We start from the raw sequence: 19,541 nt of genomic DNA, 5'->3' as shown, positions 1-19,541 counted from the left end.
GGGTCCTTACCGGGTCAGGCGGCGGGGCCGCGTTCGATGGGGCAGCTCATGCAGCGGGGGCCGCCCCGGCCGCGGCCGAGTTCGGCACCGGCGATGGTGACGATCTCGATGCCCTGCTTGCGCAGATAGGTGTTGGTGGTGACGTTGCGCTCGTAGCCGACGACCACCCCGGGTGCCAGGGCGAGGAAGTTGCTGCCGTCGTCCCACTGCTCGCGCTCGGCGTTGCGGATGTCCTGGGGGGCCGACAGCATCCGCACCTTGTCCAGGTCGAGGGCTTCGGCGAGCGCGGTCGCGAGATCGGAGTTCGCCGTGATGTCGAAACCGGTCTCGCGCTCGGAGCTGGGCCGCAGTGTCCACGAGCGCAGGGAGTCGGCGAGGCCGGGATAGATGACGAACGCGTCGCGGTCGACCATGGTCAGCACGGTGTCGAGGTGCATGTACGCACGGGCTGAGGGCAGTTGGACGGCGATCAGCTTGCTCGCCGTACCGGCCGCGAAGAGACGTGCGGCCAGGTTCTCCACGGCCTGGGCGGTGGTCCGCTCCCCCATGCCCACCATGACCGCGCCGTTGCCGAGGACGTGGACGTCCCCGCCTTCGAGGGTGCCGACGGGTCCGTCGAGCAGGGGTGCGGGCGCGACGCCGGTGAACATCGGGTGGAACCGGTAGATGGCCCGCGCGTGCAGGCTTTCGCGCCGCCGGGCGGCCTTGGCCATCGGGTTGACCGACAACTGGTAGTACACCCAGCAGGAGTTGTCGCGCGGGAAGAGGTGGTTGGGCAGCGGGGCGAGGGCGAAGTCGTCGGCGCCGAGCGCGTTCCACACCAGGCTGTGCGGGGTGGCGAGGGGCAGGTCGCTCTTGAGGAGGCCACCGACCAGGTAGCCTGCGAGCGTCTCCCCGTCGAGATCGGCGCACAGTTCGCGCACCGGGTCGATGAGGGCCGGGCCCACGGTGCCGGGAGTGACGACCTGGTCCAGGAGCCAGTCGCGGGCCTCGGGGACGTCGAGGGTCTGGGCGAGCAGGTCGGCGAAGTAGTGGACGCGGGCGCCGTGGTCGCGCAGGACCTGGGCGAAGGCGTCGTGCTCCTCGCGGGCGCGCTTGGCCCACAGGATGTCGTCGAAGAGCAGCGCGTCGACGTTGCGCGGGGTGAGCCGGGAGAGCTCGAGGCCGGGGCGGTGCAGGATCACCTGGCGCAGGGGGCCGGCCTCGGAGTCGACGTGGAATGCGTTCATGGCGGGAGTTCCTCCGTGCTCGGGCTCGTCAGTCGTGATGGGGGAGGTCGTTCCGCTTCCGGGATCCGCCGACGCGGCTGGTACGGAGCCCCCGGGTGAGCCGCTGGGCCGGCGGGGGCGTCTCGGGTGCCCGTTCCGGCCCGTCCACGGCCGCGGCTGTCCTCGGCGCCGTAACCTCGCCGAAGGTGTCCTGGCCCCGCTTCAGCCAGACGTAGACGGGGACGCCGAGCAGCAGGACGAACAGGCCGTAGTAGACGGTCTGGTAGCCGCTTCCCTGGATCGACCAGTACGAGAAGGCGAGGGCGAGTCCGGCCACGGTGGCATCCCGGGCGAACCCGCTGGGGCTCAGACTCTCCCGGCCGCGCACCAGCAGCCAGTACAGCTGGGCGGCGGCGGAGAAGAGGTAGGGGATCACGGCGGTCAGCACGCTGAGCAGCACGATCTTGGTGAAGACGTCGTCGAAGCGTGTGTAGCTGAACACGGTGATCAGCGAGGCCAGCACCGTCGAGGCGACGATGCCGAAGGCCGGGACGCCGCCGTCGCCGCGCAGCCGGGCGAAAGCCTGCGGGAAGAGGCCGTCGCGGGCCGCCGCGTACGGCATCTCGGCGCACAGCATGGTCCAGCCGTTGAGGGCGCCGAGGCCGGAGATGATCGCGGCGGCGCCGCCGTGGACGCCGGCCCCTTTCCGCCTCCTGTGGTTCTGGGCATGGCTCAGGCTCCTTACAGACCAGTGCGGGTGGGTCGATCCGCGACTGATCCTTCTGCTCCTCAGCCCCCTCAGTCAGCGGCCACACGGCCCGCGGACGACCCCGATGGTCCCGCCGCCGCAGGCCTGGAAGGCCCGACTCGTCCGCTGCCCGGCGCTCCTGGTCCCCCACGCCCCAGGAGCCGCGAGGGCTTCCGCGCGAATCTCGTAGTGGGGAGGAACGATCCTCGCGCCACGGCCGCCGCCCTCGCCGACACGGGGGCGGCGGCCGTCTTCGCTGCTCTCTGCCTCGAGGCCGGATGGCCTGTCAGTTCGTACGCCCCGGCCGGGAGGCCGGCCATGAACATCCCCGAGCATGCTGCGCGCGCTGCAAGGCGCACGTGCGGACCGGTTCTGGATCGCATGGAACCTGCTGCAGCGTGCCGCCGACCCGGCCCGGACAGCCGGATGCAGGCTTCCAGGGTTGCGGCGCCGAGGGGTTCGGTTCGCATGACGGCCTCCTCCCGTATGAAGTCGGACAGGTGTGGATGTCCTGTAAGCGTGAGAGCACCAGAACCAGCGACCCATGCGTGTACTGGGCCGAACGGCCCGGCACCGGCCCGGGCTCGGCCCGATCGGCCCATGTCACGGCGAGGCCGCGGCTGTCACCTTCGTGTGTGACGACGAGGAGGTGCGGAGGGATGCACGAGGGCAAGCCCCCCCAACAGGAAGCGCAGGCGAACGAGGGTGCCGTTGTGGCGATGGCGGAGTAACCCGATCCGGCGACGCGACGACGTCCTCGAGGCATGGCTCCTGCTGGCTGTATGGGTACTCATCGCGGTGGGTGGCACGGCGGCCGGTGTGATGACGGCCCATGCAGCCGAGCGGGTCTTCGCTCAGCAGCGGGCCGACCGGATCCCCGTTCGCGCCGTTCTCCTCGGTGATGTCCCGCGTGCCGCGATTTCGGGGATGGGCAGAGGCCTTGCCTCGGCAAGGGTCCGCTGGACGACCTCGGACGGCTCCACGCGCAGCGGCATGACGCTGGTGGCAGCCGGGAAGAAGGCCGGCTCCACGGTGAGAATTTGGATCGACGGCCACGGGAAGCTGAGCCCCCAGCCGCCAACCCCCGCCGAGGCGGCCGTCGAGGCGGGATTCCTCGGAGGCTCGGCGGGCCTCGCACTGAGCGGCGTGGTGTTCGGCATCGGAAGCGTCGGCCGGACGTACCTCGACCGTCGGCGCATCCACCAGTGGGACAGGGAGTGGGCCCTGGTCGGGCCAACGTGGGGCCACAAGACCAGTTGACCCGCGAACCCCGGGCAAGGGGCACCGGCCGCGCCGGATGCTGGTCTTCAGGCTCCGGCGAGGTCTTGACTGCCAGCGTCGAGCAGCGCACGTACGCGTTCGGGTCACCGCACGTCGTTGTCCTGTGCCCGCTGTGCGGCCGACCGCACAGCGGTGAGCAGGGTGAGCCCGAGCGCAGTGAAGAGCAGCCCGAGCACCGCCATCGCGGCGGCCTGCCCGACGGAGGCACCGGGGGCTCCCCGCAACCATGCACTGACCGCCATGGACGCGACAGCCGGGCCGACCAGCGCCAGCCAGCCCGACAGCACCAGGGCGGCCTTGCGGGCCCACGGACTGCTGTGTCGCACCCCGGCTGCGGCGGCGACGGCGGCGGGCAGGCCCACGCCGAGGTCGAGCAGGGCGATGGTCCAGAAGTAGCCGGGGCCCTCCAGGTAGTCCGCCGCCGACGGATGCCTGCCGGCGGCGTCAAGGATGGCCGGCACGTACCGCGTGAAGGTCCCGATCGCGAGGAGCGGGATCAGCACGCCGCCGGTGATGCGTTCCCGTCGGCCGGGCGGCGCCCAGGCGGCCGGAGTGATCTGCTGCCAGGCGAGCGCGGCTGTGGTCCAGCCGAGCACGAACAGCGCCAGCTGCAGCGGGAAGAGCACCTCGCTGTCGCCGTCGTAGCGCAGGTACTGCGGTCCCAGCACGTACTGCGGAACCATGTACGCCGTATACACGCCCGGCGCGATGGCGACCACGCCGCCCAGTGGGTGCCGGCGCAGCACGAGGACGGCGGCGCACACGGCCAGCGGAGCGACGACCACCACCGCGAGGACGTCCAGTCCTACGAGCTGACTCATGAGCGCCCCGTCGTCGGGGATCGGGTAGTGGATCGCCGCGCATCCGACCGGGCCGAGCAGCGTGTTGGTCACGAGCAACGCGGCCAGGACGAGCAGCTCAGCGCCGAGCAGCCGGCCGAACGTGTGCGCCCCGGCCGACGCGTACGGCGTACGGGAGGTGCTGTGACGGATGGGTAGGAGACTCATCGGACACCCTTTCCACGACAGGCGGCAGGCCAGCCCCTGAAGCAGGGACCGACGGTCCCCGGCACAGGCCGAGAGTCCATCCACCGGCCAGGAGGGAGTGGCCGGCCCACGCGGAGGACCGCCCGCCACGTCCCGGGGTGCTTGGACGCGACCGTCGTCGGACTCCGGCCTGCTGCGAGAACCGCGCAAGCCGGAGCGGCTCTGCGAGCTCAGGCCAGCGCGGCCTTGAGTACGTCGAGTGCGGTTCGCGGGTCGGCCAGGGCGTGGTAGATGCCGGGGATGTCGTGCTCGTCGAGACCGAGCAGTGCGTAGACGGCGTGCATGGCGCCGCGCACGGAGTACTCGACGGTGAAGACGACGTCCTCCGGGATCTCCGTGTACTGGCCGAGGAAGGCGAAGTTTGCCGCCCCGTGTGGGATGACCAGCGGCCGGTCGTGGACGGTGCGTGGGGCGAACTGGCTGGTGATGTACGGCATCATCACCGGGATCACCGTGGTCGTCGCGGAGACCTGCTCCTCGATGTCCGACATTCCGACGTGGCCGAGGAGTTCGGTGAGGATCTCACGGCCGGTGGCCTGGGCCATCGGCTTGCCGATGAAGTCGCCATCGCGGTCGACGAACAGGCCGTAGCCCCACAGGGTGTAGACGTCCTCGGGCTGCCCCTCGAAGTGCGGCGCGTGCGGCACGACGATGGACATCAACCAGTTGGAGTCCTTGAACGTCATCAGCGCGCCGGTGCCGGGGAGGTTGCCGGACAACTCCTCGATGCGGTGCAGCAGCAGCGGGCTGCGCATGGTGAGGGTGAAGGACTCCCACTTCGCCTCGTCGACGTTGCCGTTGAACGCCGTGGGCCGGCCGAAGTCGTCGGCCTTGCCGGCGATGGTCTCCCACAGCCGCCAGCCGCCGTCGCGCTTGTCGCGGACGAGCTCGGGCGCGGCGGTGTCGCTGCCGTAGGCGGCGTCGGCGGTCATCGAGCCGATGGTGAGGAACGCGAAGTCGCCGTCGCCGAGTTCGTACGTCTCCGGCTGCCCGGCCCGCTCCACGTGCAGGCGTCGCACGCGCCGGGCGCCCCGCTCGTCGGTGGTGAAATCGGCGTCGGTGACCCGCACACCGTGCTCGAAGCGCACCCTGTGCTCCTCCAGCCAGGCCCGCAGCGGTCGGATGATCGAGTCGTACTGGTTCAGGCGGGTGCGGCGCACCCCGGCCAGGGTGTGCATGCGCGGGAACTCCTGCATGAAACGCAGGAGGTAGCGCTTGAGCTCGATGGCGCTGTGCCAGTTCTGGAAGGCGAAGGTGGTGCGCCACATGGCCCAGAAGTTGGTGTCGAAGAAGTGCGGGGAGAAGAAGTCCTCGATCCTTCGGGCCCCGATCACCGATTCCGGCACGACCAGCAGCCGGGTCAGCTCCAGGCGGTCGCGGGCGTCGAGGCCGTAGTTGGAGGACTCCAGGATCGTGGTGCCCTTGCCGATCAGGCGGGCCTTGGCGTCGGTGGGCCACTTGGCGTTGAAGGCGGTGATCTCCTCACGCACCGACACCGTCTCGTCGGTCAGGGTCGGGACCGTCTCCAGGAGGTTCCACAGGCAGGCGTACGCCTCCTCCTCCAGCATTCGCCCGCCCCGGGTGACGTACCCGACGGGTTCGCCACTGCCGTCCATCGATCCGCCGGCGACCGGTAGTTCTTCCAGGACGTGGATGTGCTCGCCGGGGAAGTGGGCGTCGCGGATGAGGAAGGCCGCCGCGGCGAGGGAGGCGATGCCTCCGCCGACGAGGTAGGCGTGGGACCGTAGCGGAGCGTCGGTCATGACGTCCCTCCGTTCTGCCGCCTGGGTCTACGGGCGGCCGACTGTCTTCGGGCTCCTGCGCATCTGTCGCCCGCTGTGATGCGGGCGGTGTGGTGCGCGGGGCGTCGCCGTCGCGCTCGGGCCGGTCATGGCGAGGCGCGCATGATGCTCAGTCAACGCGTGTGTTGATCACGTCGGCAGGGGCCGGATGTCCCTGCCTGCATGCCGAGAGGCCCGTGCCGAGGCACCTGTTTCCGGCGCCAGCCGTGACGTTCTCTCCTGTGTGCGCTGCCGGCCGGCGAGGGAGCGCATCCTCGCCCGACGTGGCCGTGTCGATCCGACCGTGCAGCCGCCGCCCCACGAGGACGGGATGTGACATGAACGGTGCCCAAGCAGTCGTTGCCACCCTGCGGGAGTGCGGAGTTGAGGTGTACTTCGCCAACCCGGGCACGTCCGAGATGCACCTGGTCGCCGCACTCGACGAAGAACCGACGGCCAGGGCCGTGCCCTCTGAGCCCCTCATTTCCACAGGGCAGCCGTGAACAACTCGCGGTGTGCCGCCAGCCACTCCTGGATGCGGTCCCAGCGCGCTGCCAGCCACCGTGCTCGGACAGTGCCCGGGTGTAGGCGGGGTCACCGGCAGCCACTCGGTCAGCGACGAAGGCCCGGCAGGATGCGGTGGCCTGTTCGATGACGCCGGGCAGTTCAGCGCGCTCCTGCGGGGAGAGGCCGTAACTGTCGGCGAGGATCCGCAGTCGTGCCGGGGCATCCAGCCCCGCGGGATAGGCAACTGCCGCGGACGTGGGATCGAGCATGGGAATCCAGTAGCGGGCGGTCATGGCAACGTCCCACACTGCTCGACCGGGGGCCGCCAGGTCGAAATCGATCAGGGCTGCGGCATGGCCGTCGCGGAAGACGACGTTGTCCGGGCACACGTCGTTGTGGCACAGCATCGTTCCTCCCGCCGGGTCGGCCAGGGACCGGGGCCACTCGGCGCATGCGTCAACCGCGATGGCCGCGCTGGCGTCGTGCAGGCGCCGCAGCAGTCCTCCCACCGATCTCAACGCGGTCTCGGTCATCGCCCAGCGCGGAAACGGCGGTAGAGCGACGTCGCCCGGGATGAAGGTCAGATACTCGCGGCCCTCCGCGGTAAGACGGATCGGCCTCGGAGCCGCGTCGAACCCGTGCTCTTCGAGCGCGAGGAGATGGGCATGGAGGGCGCGCGCGGTGCGCGGCGCCGGGCGTTCTACCAGAGCACCGTGGCGGAAGACCGCGCCCGCGTTCATCATGCCGCCAACCAGGGCCTCGCCCTCCGCCGTCTCGCCGTCAGCCGTCATGTCGATCACGCTACCGTCAGGTCGGCCGGGTGTAGGGCGGTCCCGAAATGCGCTTCGAAGCAGGTCGCCGTGGTGTCCGCCACAGAGCCTCCGCGAAAATTCGTTGGCGGAACCACGGCAGCCACTGCTAGGTTCCCGGAGGCCGTGCAAGAGAGCGAGGAGGTGGTACCCGTGAACGTATCGACATGGGTGCTCCCCTCCGGGGTTCACGGTCGGGCGATAGGTCGTCCGGGAGCGCCGTTCCATGGCACTCCCGAAAGGCACGACCATGCACTTCACTTCTGAACAGCGTCTCGACGACGGCGTCCTCGAGCGCGAATTCACCCTCGGCGAGATCCCCGGCATCCTGTGGACGCCCGGATCCGCATCCGCACCGGCGCCGCTGATCCTGCTCAGCCCCCCTCCTCTCGGGCTGCGCAAGACGTACCCCCGACTGGTGGCCCGAGCCCGGCACGCCGCGGCGGACGGCTTCGCCACCGCCACCATCGAACTCCCCGGGAGCGGTGACAGGCCCCGTTGGCGCGCCGCCGACCAGGCACGCGCCGACCTGCGCCGGACCGTGGAAGCCGGCGAGCCGGTCACCGACGAGATCATCGACGCCCTCATCCTCCCGCTCGTCGACAAGGCGGTCCCGGAATGGCAGGCCGCCCTGGACGCCCTCCTGTCGCTGCCCGAGATCGGCGGCCCAGTCGGGTACTCGGGAGGCGTGATCGCCATCGGGACCCGGCTGGCGGTGGTCGAGCCGCGCATCTCGGCCGCCGTTCTCTTCGCCGGGAGTTTCGTTCCGCGTGCCATGTTCGAGGAGGCCCGCCAGGTCACCATTCCGCTGCACGTCCTGCTGCAGTGGGACGACGAAGGGAACGACCGGCAGGCGGCCCTGGACCTGTTCGACGCCTTCGGCTCCAAGGAGAAGACACTGCACGCCAACATGGGCGGGCACACCGGCGTCCCGCAGTTCGCGGGGGACGCCGCGGCCCGGTTCTTCACCCGACACCTGAAGTGACGCGGTGAGTTGACCGGCGGCCGGGCGTTACCCAGCGATGTCGCCTGAGCATGCCCGGTTCGACCGGTTCGCCGGAGGTATCTCCTGCGCCGCTCCTGCTCGCCTGGCCCCGGCAGACGCCGGGGCTCGAGGAGGAGCGGGCGGGGAAGCTGGGGTCAGACGGCTTTGACGATGGTTCCGGCGCCTTCGAGTGCGGCTGCTTCGTCGGCGGGTGCCGCGGTGTCGGTGACGAGGGTGTGCGAAAGAGTGGAGGGGCCGACGTAGGCGTGGGCCGTGCGGCCGAGTTTGCTGCCGTCCGCGGCGACGATGATGCGGCGGCTGGAGGCGATGGCGGCCTTTTTCACCGCGGCGTCGTCGAGGTCGTAGGCGGTCAGGCCCTCGGCGGCGCTGAGGCCGCAGCAGCCGATGACGGCGGTGTCGAAGCGCAGGGCCGCCAGGGAGGCGAGGGTGAGGGGGCCGGTGAGGGCTCCCTCGGCGGCGCGGGGGCGGCCGCCGGGCACCATGAGCGTGGCCGGGCCGAGCGGGGTGCTGAGGACATGGATGGCCTGCAAGGACAGAGGCATCACGGTGACCGGCCGCTCACGCAGCAGACGGGCGATCTCCAGGCAGGTGGTGCCGCTGTCGAGGAGGACGCTCTCGCCGTCGGCGATGAGTGAGGTCACCTCGGCGGCGATGCGGAGCTTGGCGTCGACGGCTTCGCGGGAGCGCAGGGCGAAGGGTGGCTCTTCGCCGCGCAGCAGCAGGGTGCGTGCTCCGCCGCGGACGCGTTCGAGGACGCCCTGGGCGGCGAGGGTGTCCAGGTCGCGCCGGATGGTCATCTCGGAGGCCCCGGTGAGTTCGGCGAGTTCCTGGACGGTGGCGCTGCCCGAGTCCCTGACGGCCTGCGCGATCAGCCCGTGCCGGTCTGCGTTGCTCATACCGTGATTGAACACCACCCATGAACGAACAATCAAACTGTTCATCTAGCCGCTTTTCAAACACATATTTTGTTCGTTACGGTGTTCGGCATGGAACGTTCGCTTCGATCCGCCCGTGTGGCGACCTTCGTCTACTTCGTCCTGTGCGGCACCCTGATGGGCACCTGGGTGGTACACATCCCCGCCATCGAGGAACGCGCGGGCATCAGCCACGCGACGCTGGGCGGCCTGCTGGTGCTGCTCGGCCTCGGGGCGTTCGCCGGCATGCAGACGGCCGGCCGTCTGACCGACCGCCTCGGGGCGCGCGTCGTACTCCCGGCCTCCGGGACTCTCTGCGGTGCGGCCCTGGTCCTTCCGGGCCTGCCCCGGGACGTCTGGTCGCTGGCCGGTGCGCTGCTGGTGTTCGGGTTCTTCAACGGCTGCCTCGACGTGACCATGAACGCGCACGCCGTGCACGTGGAGAAGGCGTACGGCCGACCCGTCATGTCGGCCTTCCACGCCACGTTCTCCGTCGGCGGTGTCCTCGCCTCGCTCATCGCGGCGGGCGCCGCGCACGTCCGGATGAGCCCGGCCGTCACGCTCGGCGCCTCGGGCGCGGTAGGTGTCGTGGTCGCGCTGGCCTCGGCCCGCAGCCTGCTGCCGGCCACCCCCGCCCCCGTCGCGGAGCAGGTGGCTCCGGCCCCGAAGCGGCGCAAGGCGCCCGCGCGTATCTGGGTCCTCGCGGCCCTGGCCGCGATGGTCATGCTGGCCGAGGGCGCCGCGAACGACTGGAGCGCCCTGCACCTCAAGGACGTCCTCGGCACACCTGCGAGCACGGCCGCCTTCGGGTACGGCACCTACGCGGCGGCGATGACCCTCGGGCGGCTGCTCGCCGACCGGATCTCCGGCCGCTTCGGGCCCATGGCGGTGCTGCGCTACGGCGCGGCCACAGCCGCGACGGGGATCACGCTCGCAGCCCTCTCGCCGTGGGTGTGGTCCGCGTTCGCGGGCTGGGCGCTGTTCGGTCTGGGCCTGTCCGGCTGCGTCCCGCAACTGTTCAGCGCAGCCGGGCGCATGGACGCCGCAGCCGCCGGAGCGAACGTCTCCCGGGTCGCCGGAGTCGGCTACCTCGGCATGCTCTCCGGCCCGGCCCTCATCGGCTGGATGACGCATCTGGTGGCGCTGAACCACGCGTTCCTGCTGCTGACCGTGCTGTGCGCGATCGCCACCGCCGCAGCCGGGGTCCTGCGCACCACCTCGCACCAGGTTCGTGAGAGCGAGATGGCGCGCAGCGGCCACTGACCGCCTGTGCGGCACGGCCCCTGACACCGTGCCGCACGGGTTCCGGCCGGCCACAAGCCGGCCCGGTACGGGTGCCCGTGGACACGCCGGGTTCGCAGTCGTCGCTGCCCCGGGCAAACCAGGAGCGGGCGCTGCGGGCGGTCCGCCCAGCACCATGTCCAGATCAGAAGCCTGTCCGCTGCAAAAACGGAGCGCAGAAGCGCCGTAGTGCTGCGAAACTGTCCCGGTGATCACCGTGCCTACTGCTGTGCTGGATTCGTTGTACGGACTCGCGTTCGGCGACGCCTTCGGTGACCGTTGGTTCGGCATCCTGCGCCGGGACGGTCCGGCAAGCCTGGAGGCGCGGACGCTGCCCCCTGAACCGCTGTGGCGGTGGAGTGACGACACCGCCCAAGCGCTCGTTCTCGTCCGGGAACTCGCCGAGGGCGGCGGCATCGTCGACCAGGACCGCCTCGCCCCGCGCTTCGCCGCGGCCTATGCCGACGACACGCACCGCGGGTACGGAGCCTCGATGCATGACGTGCTCCGCCGGATCGGTGCGGGCGAGCCCTGGCAGGAGGTGGTCGCCGGCCAGTTCGGCGGCCAAGGTTCCTGGGGCAACGGGGCAGCCATGCGCGTCGCCCCGCTCGGCGCCTGGCACTCCGCCGACCTCGATGCGGTCGCTGAGCAGGCCGCCCGCCAGGCCGTGGTCTCGCACCATCACCCGGAGGCGGTCGCCGCAGCGGTGGCGGTCGCCCTTGCCGCGGCGCTGGCCACCCGCAGCCGGGGCGGGCACAGCCCGGCCAGGTCGGACTTCCTTCAGGCCGTCGCCGAACGACTCCCCGACAGCGACGTCCGGTCGGGAGTGCGGGTCGCGGCCCGGATGCCGGAGCGCACCTCGGTCCGACACGCTGCGGAGGTCCTGGGCTCCGGCTACCAGATGTCAGGGCCCGACACCGTCCCTTACGCCCTGTGGTGCGCGGCGGGGCACCTCGACGACCTGCACGAGGGCCTGTGGTTCACGGTGGCTGGACGCGGCGATATCGACACCACCTGCGCGATTGCCGGCGGGGTGATCGCCGCGCGCACGGGCGTCGCCGCGCTCCCTCCTGCCTGGCACGCAGCCTGTGAACCGCTGCCCCCGGTCGCGACGGAGTAAGAACTCCTGATCCGCTCTGCCCAGTCGATCCCGCGGAACACAGTCACACGCTCTCCCACCATCGAGCGTTTATGCAGCTCAGCTGAGGCCTGCTTTGTCGCAGCCCTGCGGGCCAGCTGCCGCAAGGTCTTCTGCAACAGGACCTGCGTACCCTCGCCGTCGGCTTCCGCGCCGACGCGGAAGGCCGGTACCCCGGCGAGGGGCCCGGGTGGCAGGCCGGAGTCGAGTGGACGCTGCGGTGGATTGAGAACACCGCAAGCCAGCTGAACCGCGGCAACGATGCCGACCGCGGGCCGTGGACAGCCCTGTCCTGCCCGCCGGGTGGGTGGCGGAGCCGAAGTGGGGCGGCCACGCTCGGCTCGCCGTGCACGTGGGCGGCCAGGTGCTGCTGCGCTCCAGACGCGGGGCGGACCTGACGGCGTCGTTCCCCGAGATCCGGGCGGCGGAGCATGGTGTCAGCGACTGAAGACGCGTTCGGCCTTGTCGCGGTCGGTGGTGTGCAGTTCCCAGTAGACCGGGGAGATTTCCTCGGGCTGGGCCGTCGGGAAGCCGGGGATGACCGACATGCCGATGGACACGTCGATGCCGACGTGGGCGGCCTGGATACCGCTGCCGGTCAGCTCCTTGTGCAGGTTGATCGCCCAGTTGCGCAGGGCCGCGGCGGCGGCGTTGACGTTGCCGACCTGAGGTACCGGGTCGATGGATCCGGCGCCTGTGGTGTACAGCAGGGTGCCGGCGCCGGCGTTCCGCATCGCGGGCAGCACCGCCTGGGTGGCGGCGATGGCCCCGTAGAGCTGGAAGTCCATCTCGTGCTGCACGTGCGCCGGTTCGGTCGCGCTCGGGGTGGTCAGGGTGGTGGAGTCGATGCCGCCGACCGGGGAGTACTCCAGGACGTCGATGCCGCCGAAGTGCGCGGCGGCCTGCTGCAATGCCCCGGTGAGGGCGCCGCGGTCGAGGACGTCGGCGGGGAAGGCGGTGGCGGTGACGCCGTCGGCGCCCAGCTTGGCGGCCAGGTCGTCGAGCTTGGCGCGGTTGCGAGAGATCAGGGCGACGTTGTGGCCGTGGGAGCCGAAGGTGCGCGCGATGGCCAGCCCCAGCTGGGGGCCGGCGCCGACGATGGCGATGGTGGGCATGGGAAGCCTTCCGTGGAGTAGAAATGGAAAGAGCTATCCGTTTCCTATCCGGATAGCCCCATCCGGTTCACCGTCCGAGCGTAACACGGGAATCGGATAGGGCTATCCGATTTGCTAGTCTGATCCGCATGACCCCTCGGGACCAGCACACCGGCGGCGCCGGAAGCACGCCCGGCACCACTGCTCAGCCGCTGCGCAGCGATGCGGAGCGCAACCGGGCGCGGATCATCGCTGCCGCGCGCACGGTGTTCGGCCGCGACGGGCTGGGCGCGTCGATGGCCTCGGTCGCGCGGGAGGCCGGGGTGGGGATCGCCACGATGTTCCGCCGCTTCCCCACCAAGGAAGAACTGGTCGCGGCCGTTTTCGCGGACCGGATGAACTCCTACGTGCAAGCCACCGCCGAGGCCCTGGCCGAGCCCGAGCCGTGGCGCGGCTTCACCGGCTACATCGAGACGGTCTGCGCGATGCAGGCCGCCGACCGCGGCTTCGCCGACGTCCTGACGATGAGCCTGCCCGGCGCCGAGGCCCTGGAGGCGTGCCGCGCCGAGGCGTACCAGGGTTTCCTGGAGCTCATCGCCCGCGCCAAGGACAGCGGAGACCTGCGCGAGGACTTCACCAGCCGGGACCTGGTCCTGCTGCTCATGGCCAACGCCGGCGTCCTGAGTGCCACCGGCGACGACGCGCCCGATGCCTGGCGCCGTCTGGTCGCGTGGATGATCCAGTCCTTCCGGGCCCCCGCCCGCGGCGCGCTGCCGGACCCTCCGGAGGATGCCGCGCTGTATCAGGCCATGCGTCGCGCCAGCCTGGGCATCACCTCAGCCGAGACCGGCAAGGGGCGCTGACCCGCGGTCGGCGGTCAGTCGAGCCGAAGCCCCGTGCGCTCCTCCAGAGCATGCAGGAGCCGGTCCTGGAACTCGGGGTCGCGTGCGGCGGGGTGCGGCTCCTGGGTGCGCTGGTGGTACCAGTAGCCGCCGGTGGGTGGCGTGATGTCGCCGCGGGTGGCCAGCCAGACCTGGGTCCGGTGGCCGGCGACCAGGTCGTCGGTCGCGCCGGGGCCGCCCATCCGGGTGGGCACCCAGCCCGGATCGACGGCGTGGGCGGCCGTCCCCTCCCACCGGGAGGCCACGGCCATGGCCAAGACGGTCACCCACAGCTTGCTGTCGCTGTAGGAGGCCGTCCCGTCGGCCAACCGCGCAAGGCCGGTGGAACCGCCCCGGTGCATGGAACTGCTCAGGTAGATCAGGCGGGACGGCCTGTCCATCAGGGCCGTCAGCAGGTAGGGCGCGACGGTGTTGACGGTGGCCGCCTCGGGGGTGTGCATGGTGCCGGCGTTGTGGATGACCGCGTCGAAGCGGCCGAACGCGGCGGCCTGCCGGGCGACACCGGGGATCTCGCCCGTCTCGGCCAGATCCCCGGTCGCCACGCCCGCCCACCGGCCCCCTCCCGCAGGCGCGGTGACGCGTGCCGGGGTGCGGGCGTGGACGACCACGTCGTGCCCCTCCCCGGCCAGCGCGGTCGCCGTCGCGTAGCCGAGCCCGCTGGAGGCTCCCGTCACCAAGATCAGGGCCATGTGGGTTCTCCGTCCTGTGAGGTGAGGGGAGGGCGACAGCGGGGTTGTCGGCCCGGTACTCAGAGGGTAAGCAGGACCTTGGTCGCGCGACGCTCGTCCATCGCCTTGTAGCCCTCAGGGGCCTGCTCCAGGGGGAGGGTGAGGTCGAAGACCTTGCCGGGATCGATCTTCTTGTCCCAGATGAGCTGGATCAGCTCAGGGAGGAAGCGGCGCACGGGGGCGGGCCCGCCGAGAGTGTGGATACCGGCGAAGAACAGCTCGATGCCGGGAATCTGGACGTCGTAGTTGACGCCCACGTAACCCAGGTGCCCGCCGCCGCGGGTGGCACCGACGGCCTGCATGAACGCTTCCTGCGTGCCGACCGCCTCGACGACCGAGTGGGCGCCGAGGCCGCCGGTGAGTTCCTTGATCTTGGCGACGCCTTCCTCGCCGCGCTCCTCCACGACGTCGGTCGCCCCGTAGTAGCGGGCCAGCTTCTGCCGCTCGGGGTGGCGGGACATGGCAATGATCCGCTCCGCGCCGAGCTGCTTGGCGGCCAGGACTGCCATCAGGCCCACCGCGCCGTCGCCGACTACCGCGACGGTCTTGCCGGGCCCGGCCTCGGCGGCGACGGCCGCGTACCAGCCGGTGCCCAGCACGTCGGAGGCGGCCAGCAGGGCGGGGACCAGCTCCGGGTCGGGCTGCCCGGGCGTGGCCACCAAGGTGCCGTCGGCCAGCGGGATGCGGGCCTTCTCGGCCTGGGTGCCGATGCCTGCGTGGACGAACTCGGCGTGCACGCACTTGGACTGGAACCCGGCCTGACAGATCTCGCAGGTGTTGTCGGAGATGACGAACGACCCGACCACGAAGTCCCCGGGCTTGACGGTCTTCACCTCCGAGCCGACCTCCTCGACCACGCCCACGTACTCATGCCCCATGAGGGTGTGGTCGGCGGGCTCGATGCCGCGGTACGGCCACAGGTCCGAGCCGCAGATACAGGTCGCGGTCAGCTTCACGACGGCGTCGGTGGGCTCGACGATCTTCGGGTCCTCGCGGTCCTCCACCCGAACATCGCCGGCCGTGTACATCACTACTCCGCGCATGTGCGCATCTCCTCGTTCTCGTGTGACGGCGCCTTGGGCGCCTGATTCAGGAAGGCATGGGAGCCGGGCGGCTCCCTGCCGTCTTGGTGCTCGGGTGCGGCGAGCCCACGAGGGCGGCGTAACCCCCGGGTTCCCCGGCCCCGCCGGGGCACCCGGGGTTTCATCGCGTCTCGGCTGCCGACCAGTCGAGCGGCGGCGTCCGGCGGCCTCGTGGGGCACGGGCGATGATGATCGTGGGGATCAGGGTCAGGGCGGCGACGGCGGAGCCGACCGTGGCGGGTCCGGCGGCACCGAGCGGCAGGGCCAGAGCACGCCCGGCGATCCAGGAGCCGGCCGCGGTGCCGAGGTTGAACGCGGCGACCGTCAACGCGGATCCCAGGGTGGGGGCCCGGCCCGCGAAGCGGACGGCGAGGGAGATCAGCACCGGGGTGGCCACGAACCCGAAGAACCCGAGCAGGACGGCCAGGACGACCGATGCCGCGGCAAAGCCGGGCAGCAGGCCGAGTGCCAGCAGCGTGACAGCGGTTGCGGCTGCAGCCGTGATGATCGTCGCCTGTGGGCGAAGGTCTCCCAGGCGTCCCCCGAGCAGGAAGCCTGCCAGGGCGCCGCCACCGAATCCCACGAGCACCAGCGGCACGAGACCGGCGGCGATACCCGCCCTGTCGGTCAGCAGCGGCGCGATGTAGGTGTACGTCCCCAGCACCCCGGCGTTGGTGGTGACGCAGGCCGCCAGCACCAGCCAGACCCGGCCGGAGCGCAGCGCCGACAGCTCGGTCCGGACCGACACCGCCTCACGGCGGCGCCGGCTCCCGTTCGGCACCCGGCGGGCGATCAGCACCATGGCGGCCGCAGCGAGGACCGCCAGTGCCCAGAACGGTCCGCGCCAACCCACCAACTGCCCGGCGAAGGCCCCCAGCGGCACGCCGACGACGTTGGCGAGCATGGCGCCGGAACCCACCACGCCCACGGCCCGGGAGCTCGCGGCCGGCCCGGCGGCGCGGGTGGCCACCACATTGGCCACCGCCCAGAACGCCCCGGTCGCCAGCGCGGTCACGAACCGCGCCGCCAGCAGCAGTCCGAAGCCGGAACCCAGCGCGGCCACCAGATGCCCGGCGGAGAACAGGCCCAGGGCCAGCACCAGCGTCCACCGAGCGGGCAGCCGCAGTGTCAGCATCGCCATCACCGGCGCGCCTACGATCATGCCGAGGGCGAAGACGGTGATCAGAAGCCCTGCCTGGGCCACGTTCATGTGCAGGTTACCCGCGATCTGCGGGAGCAGGCCCGCCACCATGAACTCGCTCGTGCCCATCAGGAACGTGCCCAGCGCCAGCACATGGACCACGAGCGGAAGCCGCGAGGGCAAACCCTTCGGGCCGTTGACCCGCACGTCGCCGGTGCGGCGCAAAGGTGCTGCTCGGGTGCTCACTTCTTGGATCTCCACAACAATCGACATCTGGCTGCCGATCCCACGAAACCCGCTCCGTCACGGCGTGAGGAAGGTCGTGTTGATGGGGGGTACAAGTTCAACCTCCCTCCGCGCCGGACCGCGCCTACCGTGGAAGGCATGGACTCCCGCCCCGACAACCGCTCCGACATCCGGGACTTCCTGGCCACCCGACGTGCCCGGATCACCCCTGCGGAGGCCGGCCTGCCCACTCACGGCCGGCGCCGGGTGCCCGGGCTGCGGCGCGAAGAGGTCGCCGTCCTCGCCGGCGTGAGTACCGAGTGGTACACAAGGCTGGAGAAGGGCCACATCAGCGGCGTGTCCGAGGACGTCCTCGACGCCGTCGCCCACGCCCTGCACCTGGACGAGGACGAACGCACCTACCTGTTCGACCTGGCCAAAGCCGCCCAGCCCGCCAGCCGCGCACCGCGTCGCCGCAAGGCCGTCGACATCCCGCCCCGCGTCCAGTGGCTACTCGACTCCATGACTCTGTCCGCGGCGTTCGTCACCAACGGCCGCCTGGACATCGTGGCCGCCAACGCCCTCGCCCGCGCCCTCTTCGCCCCCGTCTACGACAGCGAGACCGTGGACGACCGCGGCCGCCCCAACTTCGGCCGCTACTACTTCCTCGACCCCGGCTCCCGCCACTTCGTCGACTCCTGGGACGACGCCGCTGACATCACCGCCGCCTTGCTGCGCGCCGAAGCCGGCCGGTACCCGGGTGACAAGGCGCTGCGCGAACTCATCGGAGAGCTGTCCACCCTCAGCACCGACTTCCGCACCCGTTGGGCCGCCCACACGGTGCGCATCCACCATGGGGGCACCAAGCGCTTCCACCACCCCGACGCCGGGTCCCTGCAACTCACCTACCAACCCCTGGACCTGCCCATCTCCGCCACCCAGGCGCACGCCCTGACCATCTACACCGCCGAGCCGGACACCGGCGACGAAGACCGGCTCAAACTCCTGGCGAGCTGGGTAGCCACCCCGGCTGAACCCCAGCGCCCACCGGCCGACCACGCCAGACACCAGGACGACAGCGCCAAGACCCGCGGGCAGTCTCGGTAGCGCCCCACGCCCCGGCGGTCACCGCTCACTGTCAACGTCCTCCGTGGCGTCCGGGGCACGCGAGCGCCGCGATGTCCCATCCGGCGCGTCCGGCCCGGCGCGTCCGGGCCTGGTAGGCGCTTTCTTGAAGTGCTCTCCTGGTGGCGTGCGGGATGTTGGCCAGCTGGTTGAGGTGCTCGGCCAGGGCGTGGCGGTGACGGTATGCCCGGCGTGGTCGGACAAGGTACGGCACAGCATCGCTGACGGGGTGCGGCTGCCTGCTGATCTCGAAGGGGAACACGGCTACGCTCGCAACGGCAACGAGGACTGCGAGGAGTAGGCCGACGACGTCGGTCACGATGCTCCGCTTGCGGCCGACCCTCCTTTTGCGTCACGTTGTTGCGACCATCGAGGAGAAGCGCCGGGGCGGCTGCAACGCCGAACCGGCATGCCCAGGAGGCGCCGGTGAGCGACAAGACGACAGGCGATACATCCACCACCACCCTCGACGTCCGGCCGTTGGACGAGGACACCTGGCCTGCGTTCGCCCGGCTGGTCGAGGCGAACAACGGCGTGTGGGGCGGCTGCTGGTGTATGGGCTTTCATGTCAAAGTCGGGAAGGGGCGCACCTCCCAGCAGAACCGGGCTGAGAAGGAACAGCGAGTCCGCGAGGGCCGCACTCATGCCGCACTCGTCTTCGACGGCGACGACTGCTTGGGCTGGTGCCAGTTCGGCTCCCCCGCCGAACTGCCGGAGATCAAGAGCAAGCGGAAGTACGAGAAAGAGCTTGTGACACTGCCGGACTGGCGCATCACGTGCTTCTTCACCGGAAAGGGAAGGCGAAAGCGCGGCGTCGCTCACGCCGCGCTCGGCGGGGCGCTGGCCGAGATCGCCCGCAAGGGCGGCGGCACGGTCGAGGGCTACCCCGAGGAAACCGACGACCGCTCGGTGTCGGGCTCGTTCCTGCACACCGGCCCGATGGCCGTCTTCGAGAACCACGGCTTCACGCGGACCCGACCGATCTCACCCCACCGCTGGGTCGTCTCCCTCACCGTCGCCCTGGCCTGAGAGAGCATGCTCGGTACCTGTCGCTGTCGTAACGCCGAACGATCGCCTCATTGCGCGACAACGCGGCCTGACGAGTCGGGAGACAGCCGGCCCATGAGCGTGTGCCGCGCTGCCTGAGCCGGATGGCGCCACCTTGGCGCAGTCATTGCCCATCACAAGATCAGCCCGGTCTGCAGGTCGTCTGCGAAGCCGGCTGTGTCCGTGAGTCCGAAGGCCACGCGCTGGAGCAGGAATCCGTGCAGGAGCCCCATCACCATGCGGGCTCCGCGGTCCAGGTCCACCGGGGCCAGCACCGCGCCCGCGGTCCGGCCGCGGCGCAGCGCAGCAGTTCGTCGACTGCGACCGTGTGCCCCCGCCGTGTGCTGCACCGTCTCGCCGCTGATGGTGCCGTGCGCGGCGGCCACCAACCGCATCCGGGCCAGGCACGCCACCGTCCACGCGCTGCGGGAAGCCGGCCGCAGCCGCCGCTCCATCGGTCGGCAGCTCCGCATGACCT

20 protein-coding genes and 2 pseudogenes are annotated in these 19,541 nt (G+C 71.0%); 10 read left to right on the top strand and 12 right to left on the bottom strand.

The genetic code is table 11. The features are described 5' to 3' along the window. Positions 1 to 14 precede the first annotated feature (14 nt). Together ACH45E_RS06540 and ACH45E_RS06535 are read right to left on the bottom strand one after the other, a co-directional pair. Entirely contained in the window at positions 15 to 1,229 is a 1,215-nt protein-coding gene (locus ACH45E_RS06540; protein WP_361444012.1) for an arginine deiminase, read from the bottom strand. A 28-nt stretch (positions 1,230 to 1,257) separates the two neighbouring features. Beyond that, positions 1,258 to 1,878 carry an APC family permease gene (locus tag ACH45E_RS06535; RefSeq protein ID WP_399040219.1) on the bottom strand — a complete coding sequence of 207 codons (621 nt, stop codon included), beginning with the start codon at positions 1,876 to 1,878 and terminating at the stop codon, positions 1,258 to 1,260. A 900-nt stretch (positions 1,879 to 2,778) separates the two neighbouring features. Here ACH45E_RS06535 and ACH45E_RS06530 point away from each other — a divergent pair. After that, complete coding sequence (locus ACH45E_RS06530; RefSeq protein ID WP_361444015.1) at positions 2,779 to 3,216, top strand: hypothetical protein; 438 nt, start codon at positions 2,779 to 2,781, stop codon at positions 3,214 to 3,216. 104 nt (positions 3,217 to 3,320) lie between these two features. Here ACH45E_RS06530 and ACH45E_RS06525 read toward each other — a convergent pair whose 3' ends face one another. Together ACH45E_RS06525 and ACH45E_RS06520 are read right to left on the bottom strand one after the other, a co-directional pair. Further along, on the bottom strand, positions 3,321 to 4,244 hold the full coding sequence (locus tag ACH45E_RS06525) for a hypothetical protein (RefSeq protein ID WP_361444018.1): 924 nt from the start codon (positions 4,242 to 4,244) through the stop codon (positions 3,321 to 3,323). Between the two features lie 209 nt (positions 4,245 to 4,453). Beyond that, the gene (locus ACH45E_RS06520; protein WP_361444021.1) at positions 4,454 to 6,046 is read right to left on the bottom strand and encodes an oleate hydratase; all 1,593 of its coding nucleotides are present in this window, start codon (positions 6,044 to 6,046) and stop codon (positions 4,454 to 4,456) included. A 356-nt stretch (positions 6,047 to 6,402) separates the two neighbouring features. Between ACH45E_RS06520 and ACH45E_RS06515 the strand changes: the two genes are divergently transcribed. After that, positions 6,403 to 6,567, top strand: coding sequence for a thiamine pyrophosphate-binding protein (locus ACH45E_RS06515; RefSeq protein WP_361444024.1), 165 nt, complete (start codon positions 6,403 to 6,405; stop codon positions 6,565 to 6,567). Here the strand turns inward: ACH45E_RS06515 and ACH45E_RS06510 are convergent. Next, positions 6,545 to 7,362, bottom strand: a pseudogene (locus tag ACH45E_RS06510) (phosphotransferase enzyme family protein). The gene ACH45E_RS06515 and the pseudogene ACH45E_RS06510 sit on opposite strands and share 23 nt — an antisense overlap. Positions 7,363 to 7,630: 268 nt before the next feature. On the opposite strand from ACH45E_RS06510, the gene ACH45E_RS06505 reads away from it, so the two are divergent. Further along, positions 7,631 to 8,365: an alpha/beta hydrolase gene (locus tag ACH45E_RS06505; RefSeq protein WP_361444921.1), complete on the top strand. Its 735-nt coding sequence runs from the start codon at positions 7,631 to 7,633 to the stop codon at positions 8,363 to 8,365. 155 nt (positions 8,366 to 8,520) lie between these two features. Here ACH45E_RS06505 and ACH45E_RS06500 read toward each other — a convergent pair whose 3' ends face one another. Beyond that, on the bottom strand, positions 8,521 to 9,282 hold the full coding sequence (locus ACH45E_RS06500) for a DeoR/GlpR family DNA-binding transcription regulator (protein ID WP_361444027.1): 762 nt from the start codon (positions 9,280 to 9,282) through the stop codon (positions 8,521 to 8,523). A 90-nt stretch (positions 9,283 to 9,372) separates the two neighbouring features. Between ACH45E_RS06500 and ACH45E_RS06495 the strand changes: the two genes are divergently transcribed. From ACH45E_RS06495 to ACH45E_RS06485, 3 genes are all read left to right on the top strand, one after another. Next, positions 9,373 to 10,563 carry an MFS transporter gene (locus tag ACH45E_RS06495; protein WP_361444030.1) on the top strand — a complete coding sequence of 397 codons (1,191 nt, stop codon included), beginning with the start codon at positions 9,373 to 9,375 and terminating at the stop codon, positions 10,561 to 10,563. Between the two features lie 226 nt (positions 10,564 to 10,789). Beyond that, entirely contained in the window at positions 10,790 to 11,701 is a 912-nt protein-coding gene (locus ACH45E_RS06490) for an ADP-ribosylglycohydrolase family protein (RefSeq protein WP_361444033.1), read from the top strand. A gap of 295 nt (positions 11,702 to 11,996) precedes the next feature. Further along, positions 11,997 to 12,167 (top strand): hypothetical protein, encoded by a 171-nt coding sequence (locus ACH45E_RS06485; protein WP_361444036.1) that lies wholly within the window; start codon positions 11,997 to 11,999, stop codon positions 12,165 to 12,167. Here ACH45E_RS06485 and ACH45E_RS06480 read toward each other — a convergent pair. Next, complete coding sequence (locus ACH45E_RS06480) at positions 12,157 to 12,834, bottom strand: SDR family NAD(P)-dependent oxidoreductase (RefSeq protein WP_361444039.1); 678 nt, start codon at positions 12,832 to 12,834, stop codon at positions 12,157 to 12,159. The two genes, ACH45E_RS06485 and ACH45E_RS06480, sit on opposite strands and share 11 nt — an antisense overlap. Before the next feature lie 128 nt (positions 12,835 to 12,962). On the opposite strand from ACH45E_RS06480, the gene ACH45E_RS06475 reads away from it, so the two are divergent. Continuing rightward, positions 12,963 to 13,676: a helix-turn-helix domain-containing protein gene (locus tag ACH45E_RS06475; protein WP_361444042.1), complete on the top strand. Its 714-nt coding sequence runs from the start codon at positions 12,963 to 12,965 to the stop codon at positions 13,674 to 13,676. Positions 13,677 to 13,690: 14 nt separating this feature from the next. Here ACH45E_RS06475 and ACH45E_RS06470 read toward each other — a convergent pair whose 3' ends face one another. The 3 genes from ACH45E_RS06470 to ACH45E_RS06460 form a co-directional block, all read right to left on the bottom strand. Next, a complete protein-coding gene (locus ACH45E_RS06470; RefSeq protein ID WP_361444045.1) occupies positions 13,691 to 14,404 on the bottom strand; it encodes an SDR family NAD(P)-dependent oxidoreductase in 714 nt (237 codons plus the stop codon). 59 nt (positions 14,405 to 14,463) lie between these two features. Further along, positions 14,464 to 15,486 (bottom strand): zinc-dependent alcohol dehydrogenase family protein, encoded by a 1,023-nt coding sequence (locus ACH45E_RS06465; RefSeq protein ID WP_361444048.1) that lies wholly within the window; start codon positions 15,484 to 15,486, stop codon positions 14,464 to 14,466. Between the two features lie 160 nt (positions 15,487 to 15,646). Beyond that, positions 15,647 to 16,912 carry an MFS transporter gene (locus ACH45E_RS06460; RefSeq protein ID WP_361444051.1) on the bottom strand — a complete coding sequence of 422 codons (1,266 nt, stop codon included), beginning with the start codon at positions 16,910 to 16,912 and terminating at the stop codon, positions 15,647 to 15,649. Between the two features lie 138 nt (positions 16,913 to 17,050). On the opposite strand from ACH45E_RS06460, the gene ACH45E_RS06455 reads away from it, so the two are divergent. Together ACH45E_RS06455 and ACH45E_RS06450 are read left to right on the top strand one after the other, a co-directional pair. Next, on the top strand, positions 17,051 to 17,998 hold the full coding sequence (locus tag ACH45E_RS06455) for a helix-turn-helix transcriptional regulator (RefSeq protein WP_361444054.1): 948 nt from the start codon (positions 17,051 to 17,053) through the stop codon (positions 17,996 to 17,998). 145 nt (positions 17,999 to 18,143) lie between these two features. Further along, a complete protein-coding gene (locus ACH45E_RS06450) occupies positions 18,144 to 18,317 on the top strand; it encodes a hypothetical protein (protein ID WP_361444057.1) in 174 nt (57 codons plus the stop codon). Here the strand turns inward: ACH45E_RS06450 and ACH45E_RS06445 are convergent. Continuing rightward, positions 18,282 to 18,365 (bottom strand): annotated as a pseudogene (locus ACH45E_RS06445) (IS5/IS1182 family transposase); the annotation flags it as partial. The gene ACH45E_RS06450 and the pseudogene ACH45E_RS06445 overlap by 36 nt on opposite strands. A gap of 77 nt (positions 18,366 to 18,442) precedes the next feature. Here ACH45E_RS06445 and ACH45E_RS06440 point away from each other — a divergent pair. After that, positions 18,443 to 19,045 (top strand): GNAT family N-acetyltransferase, encoded by a 603-nt coding sequence (locus ACH45E_RS06440; protein WP_361444060.1) that lies wholly within the window; start codon positions 18,443 to 18,445, stop codon positions 19,043 to 19,045. 152 nt (positions 19,046 to 19,197) lie between these two features. On the opposite strand, the gene ACH45E_RS06435 is transcribed toward ACH45E_RS06440, so the two are convergent. Continuing rightward, positions 19,198 to 19,518 carry a hypothetical protein gene (locus ACH45E_RS06435; RefSeq protein WP_361444063.1) on the bottom strand — a complete coding sequence of 107 codons (321 nt, stop codon included), beginning with the start codon at positions 19,516 to 19,518 and terminating at the stop codon, positions 19,198 to 19,200. Between the last annotated feature and the right edge of the window lie 23 nt (positions 19,519 to 19,541).

This window comes from Streptomyces sp. NPDC020299 (assembly GCF_044387825.1).
GTDB lineage: Bacteria > Actinomycetota > Actinomycetes > Streptomycetales > Streptomycetaceae > Streptomyces.
Note: the sequence above shows the minus strand (reverse complement) of the source record. Positions and strands in the feature narration are given on the sequence as shown.

Coding starts and splice junctions, on each gene's coding strand:
- ACH45E_RS06520 (WP_361444021.1), bottom strand. CDS start 6,046: ATGACCGACGCTCCGCTACGGTCCCACGCCTACCTCGTCGGCGGAGGC.
- ACH45E_RS06540 (WP_361444012.1), bottom strand. CDS start 1,229: ATGAACGCATTCCACGTCGACTCCGAGGCCGGCCCCCTGCGCCAGGTG.
- ACH45E_RS06525 (WP_361444018.1), bottom strand. CDS start 4,244: ATGAGTCTCCTACCCATCCGTCACAGCACCTCCCGTACGCCGTACGCG.
- ACH45E_RS06435 (WP_361444063.1), bottom strand. CDS start 19,518: ATGGAGCGGCGGCTGCGGCCGGCTTCCCGCAGCGCGTGGACGGTGGCG.
- ACH45E_RS06480 (WP_361444039.1), bottom strand. CDS start 12,834: ATGCCCACCATCGCCATCGTCGGCGCCGGCCCCCAGCTGGGGCTGGCC.
- ACH45E_RS06530 (WP_361444015.1), top strand. CDS start 2,779: ATGACGGCCCATGCAGCCGAGCGGGTCTTCGCTCAGCAGCGGGCCGAC.
- ACH45E_RS06500 (WP_361444027.1), bottom strand. CDS start 9,282: ATGAGCAACGCAGACCGGCACGGGCTGATCGCGCAGGCCGTCAGGGAC.
- ACH45E_RS06475 (WP_361444042.1), top strand. CDS start 12,963: ATGACCCCTCGGGACCAGCACACCGGCGGCGCCGGAAGCACGCCCGGC.
- ACH45E_RS06505 (WP_361444921.1), top strand. CDS start 7,631: ATGCACTTCACTTCTGAACAGCGTCTCGACGACGGCGTCCTCGAGCGC.
- ACH45E_RS06495 (WP_361444030.1), top strand. CDS start 9,373: ATGGAACGTTCGCTTCGATCCGCCCGTGTGGCGACCTTCGTCTACTTC.
- ACH45E_RS06515 (WP_361444024.1), top strand. CDS start 6,403: ATGAACGGTGCCCAAGCAGTCGTTGCCACCCTGCGGGAGTGCGGAGTT.
- ACH45E_RS06465 (WP_361444048.1), bottom strand. CDS start 15,486: ATGCGCGGAGTAGTGATGTACACGGCCGGCGATGTTCGGGTGGAGGAC.
- ACH45E_RS06455 (WP_361444054.1), top strand. CDS start 17,051: ATGGACTCCCGCCCCGACAACCGCTCCGACATCCGGGACTTCCTGGCC.
- ACH45E_RS06470 (WP_361444045.1), bottom strand. CDS start 14,404: ATGGCCCTGATCTTGGTGACGGGAGCCTCCAGCGGGCTCGGCTACGCG.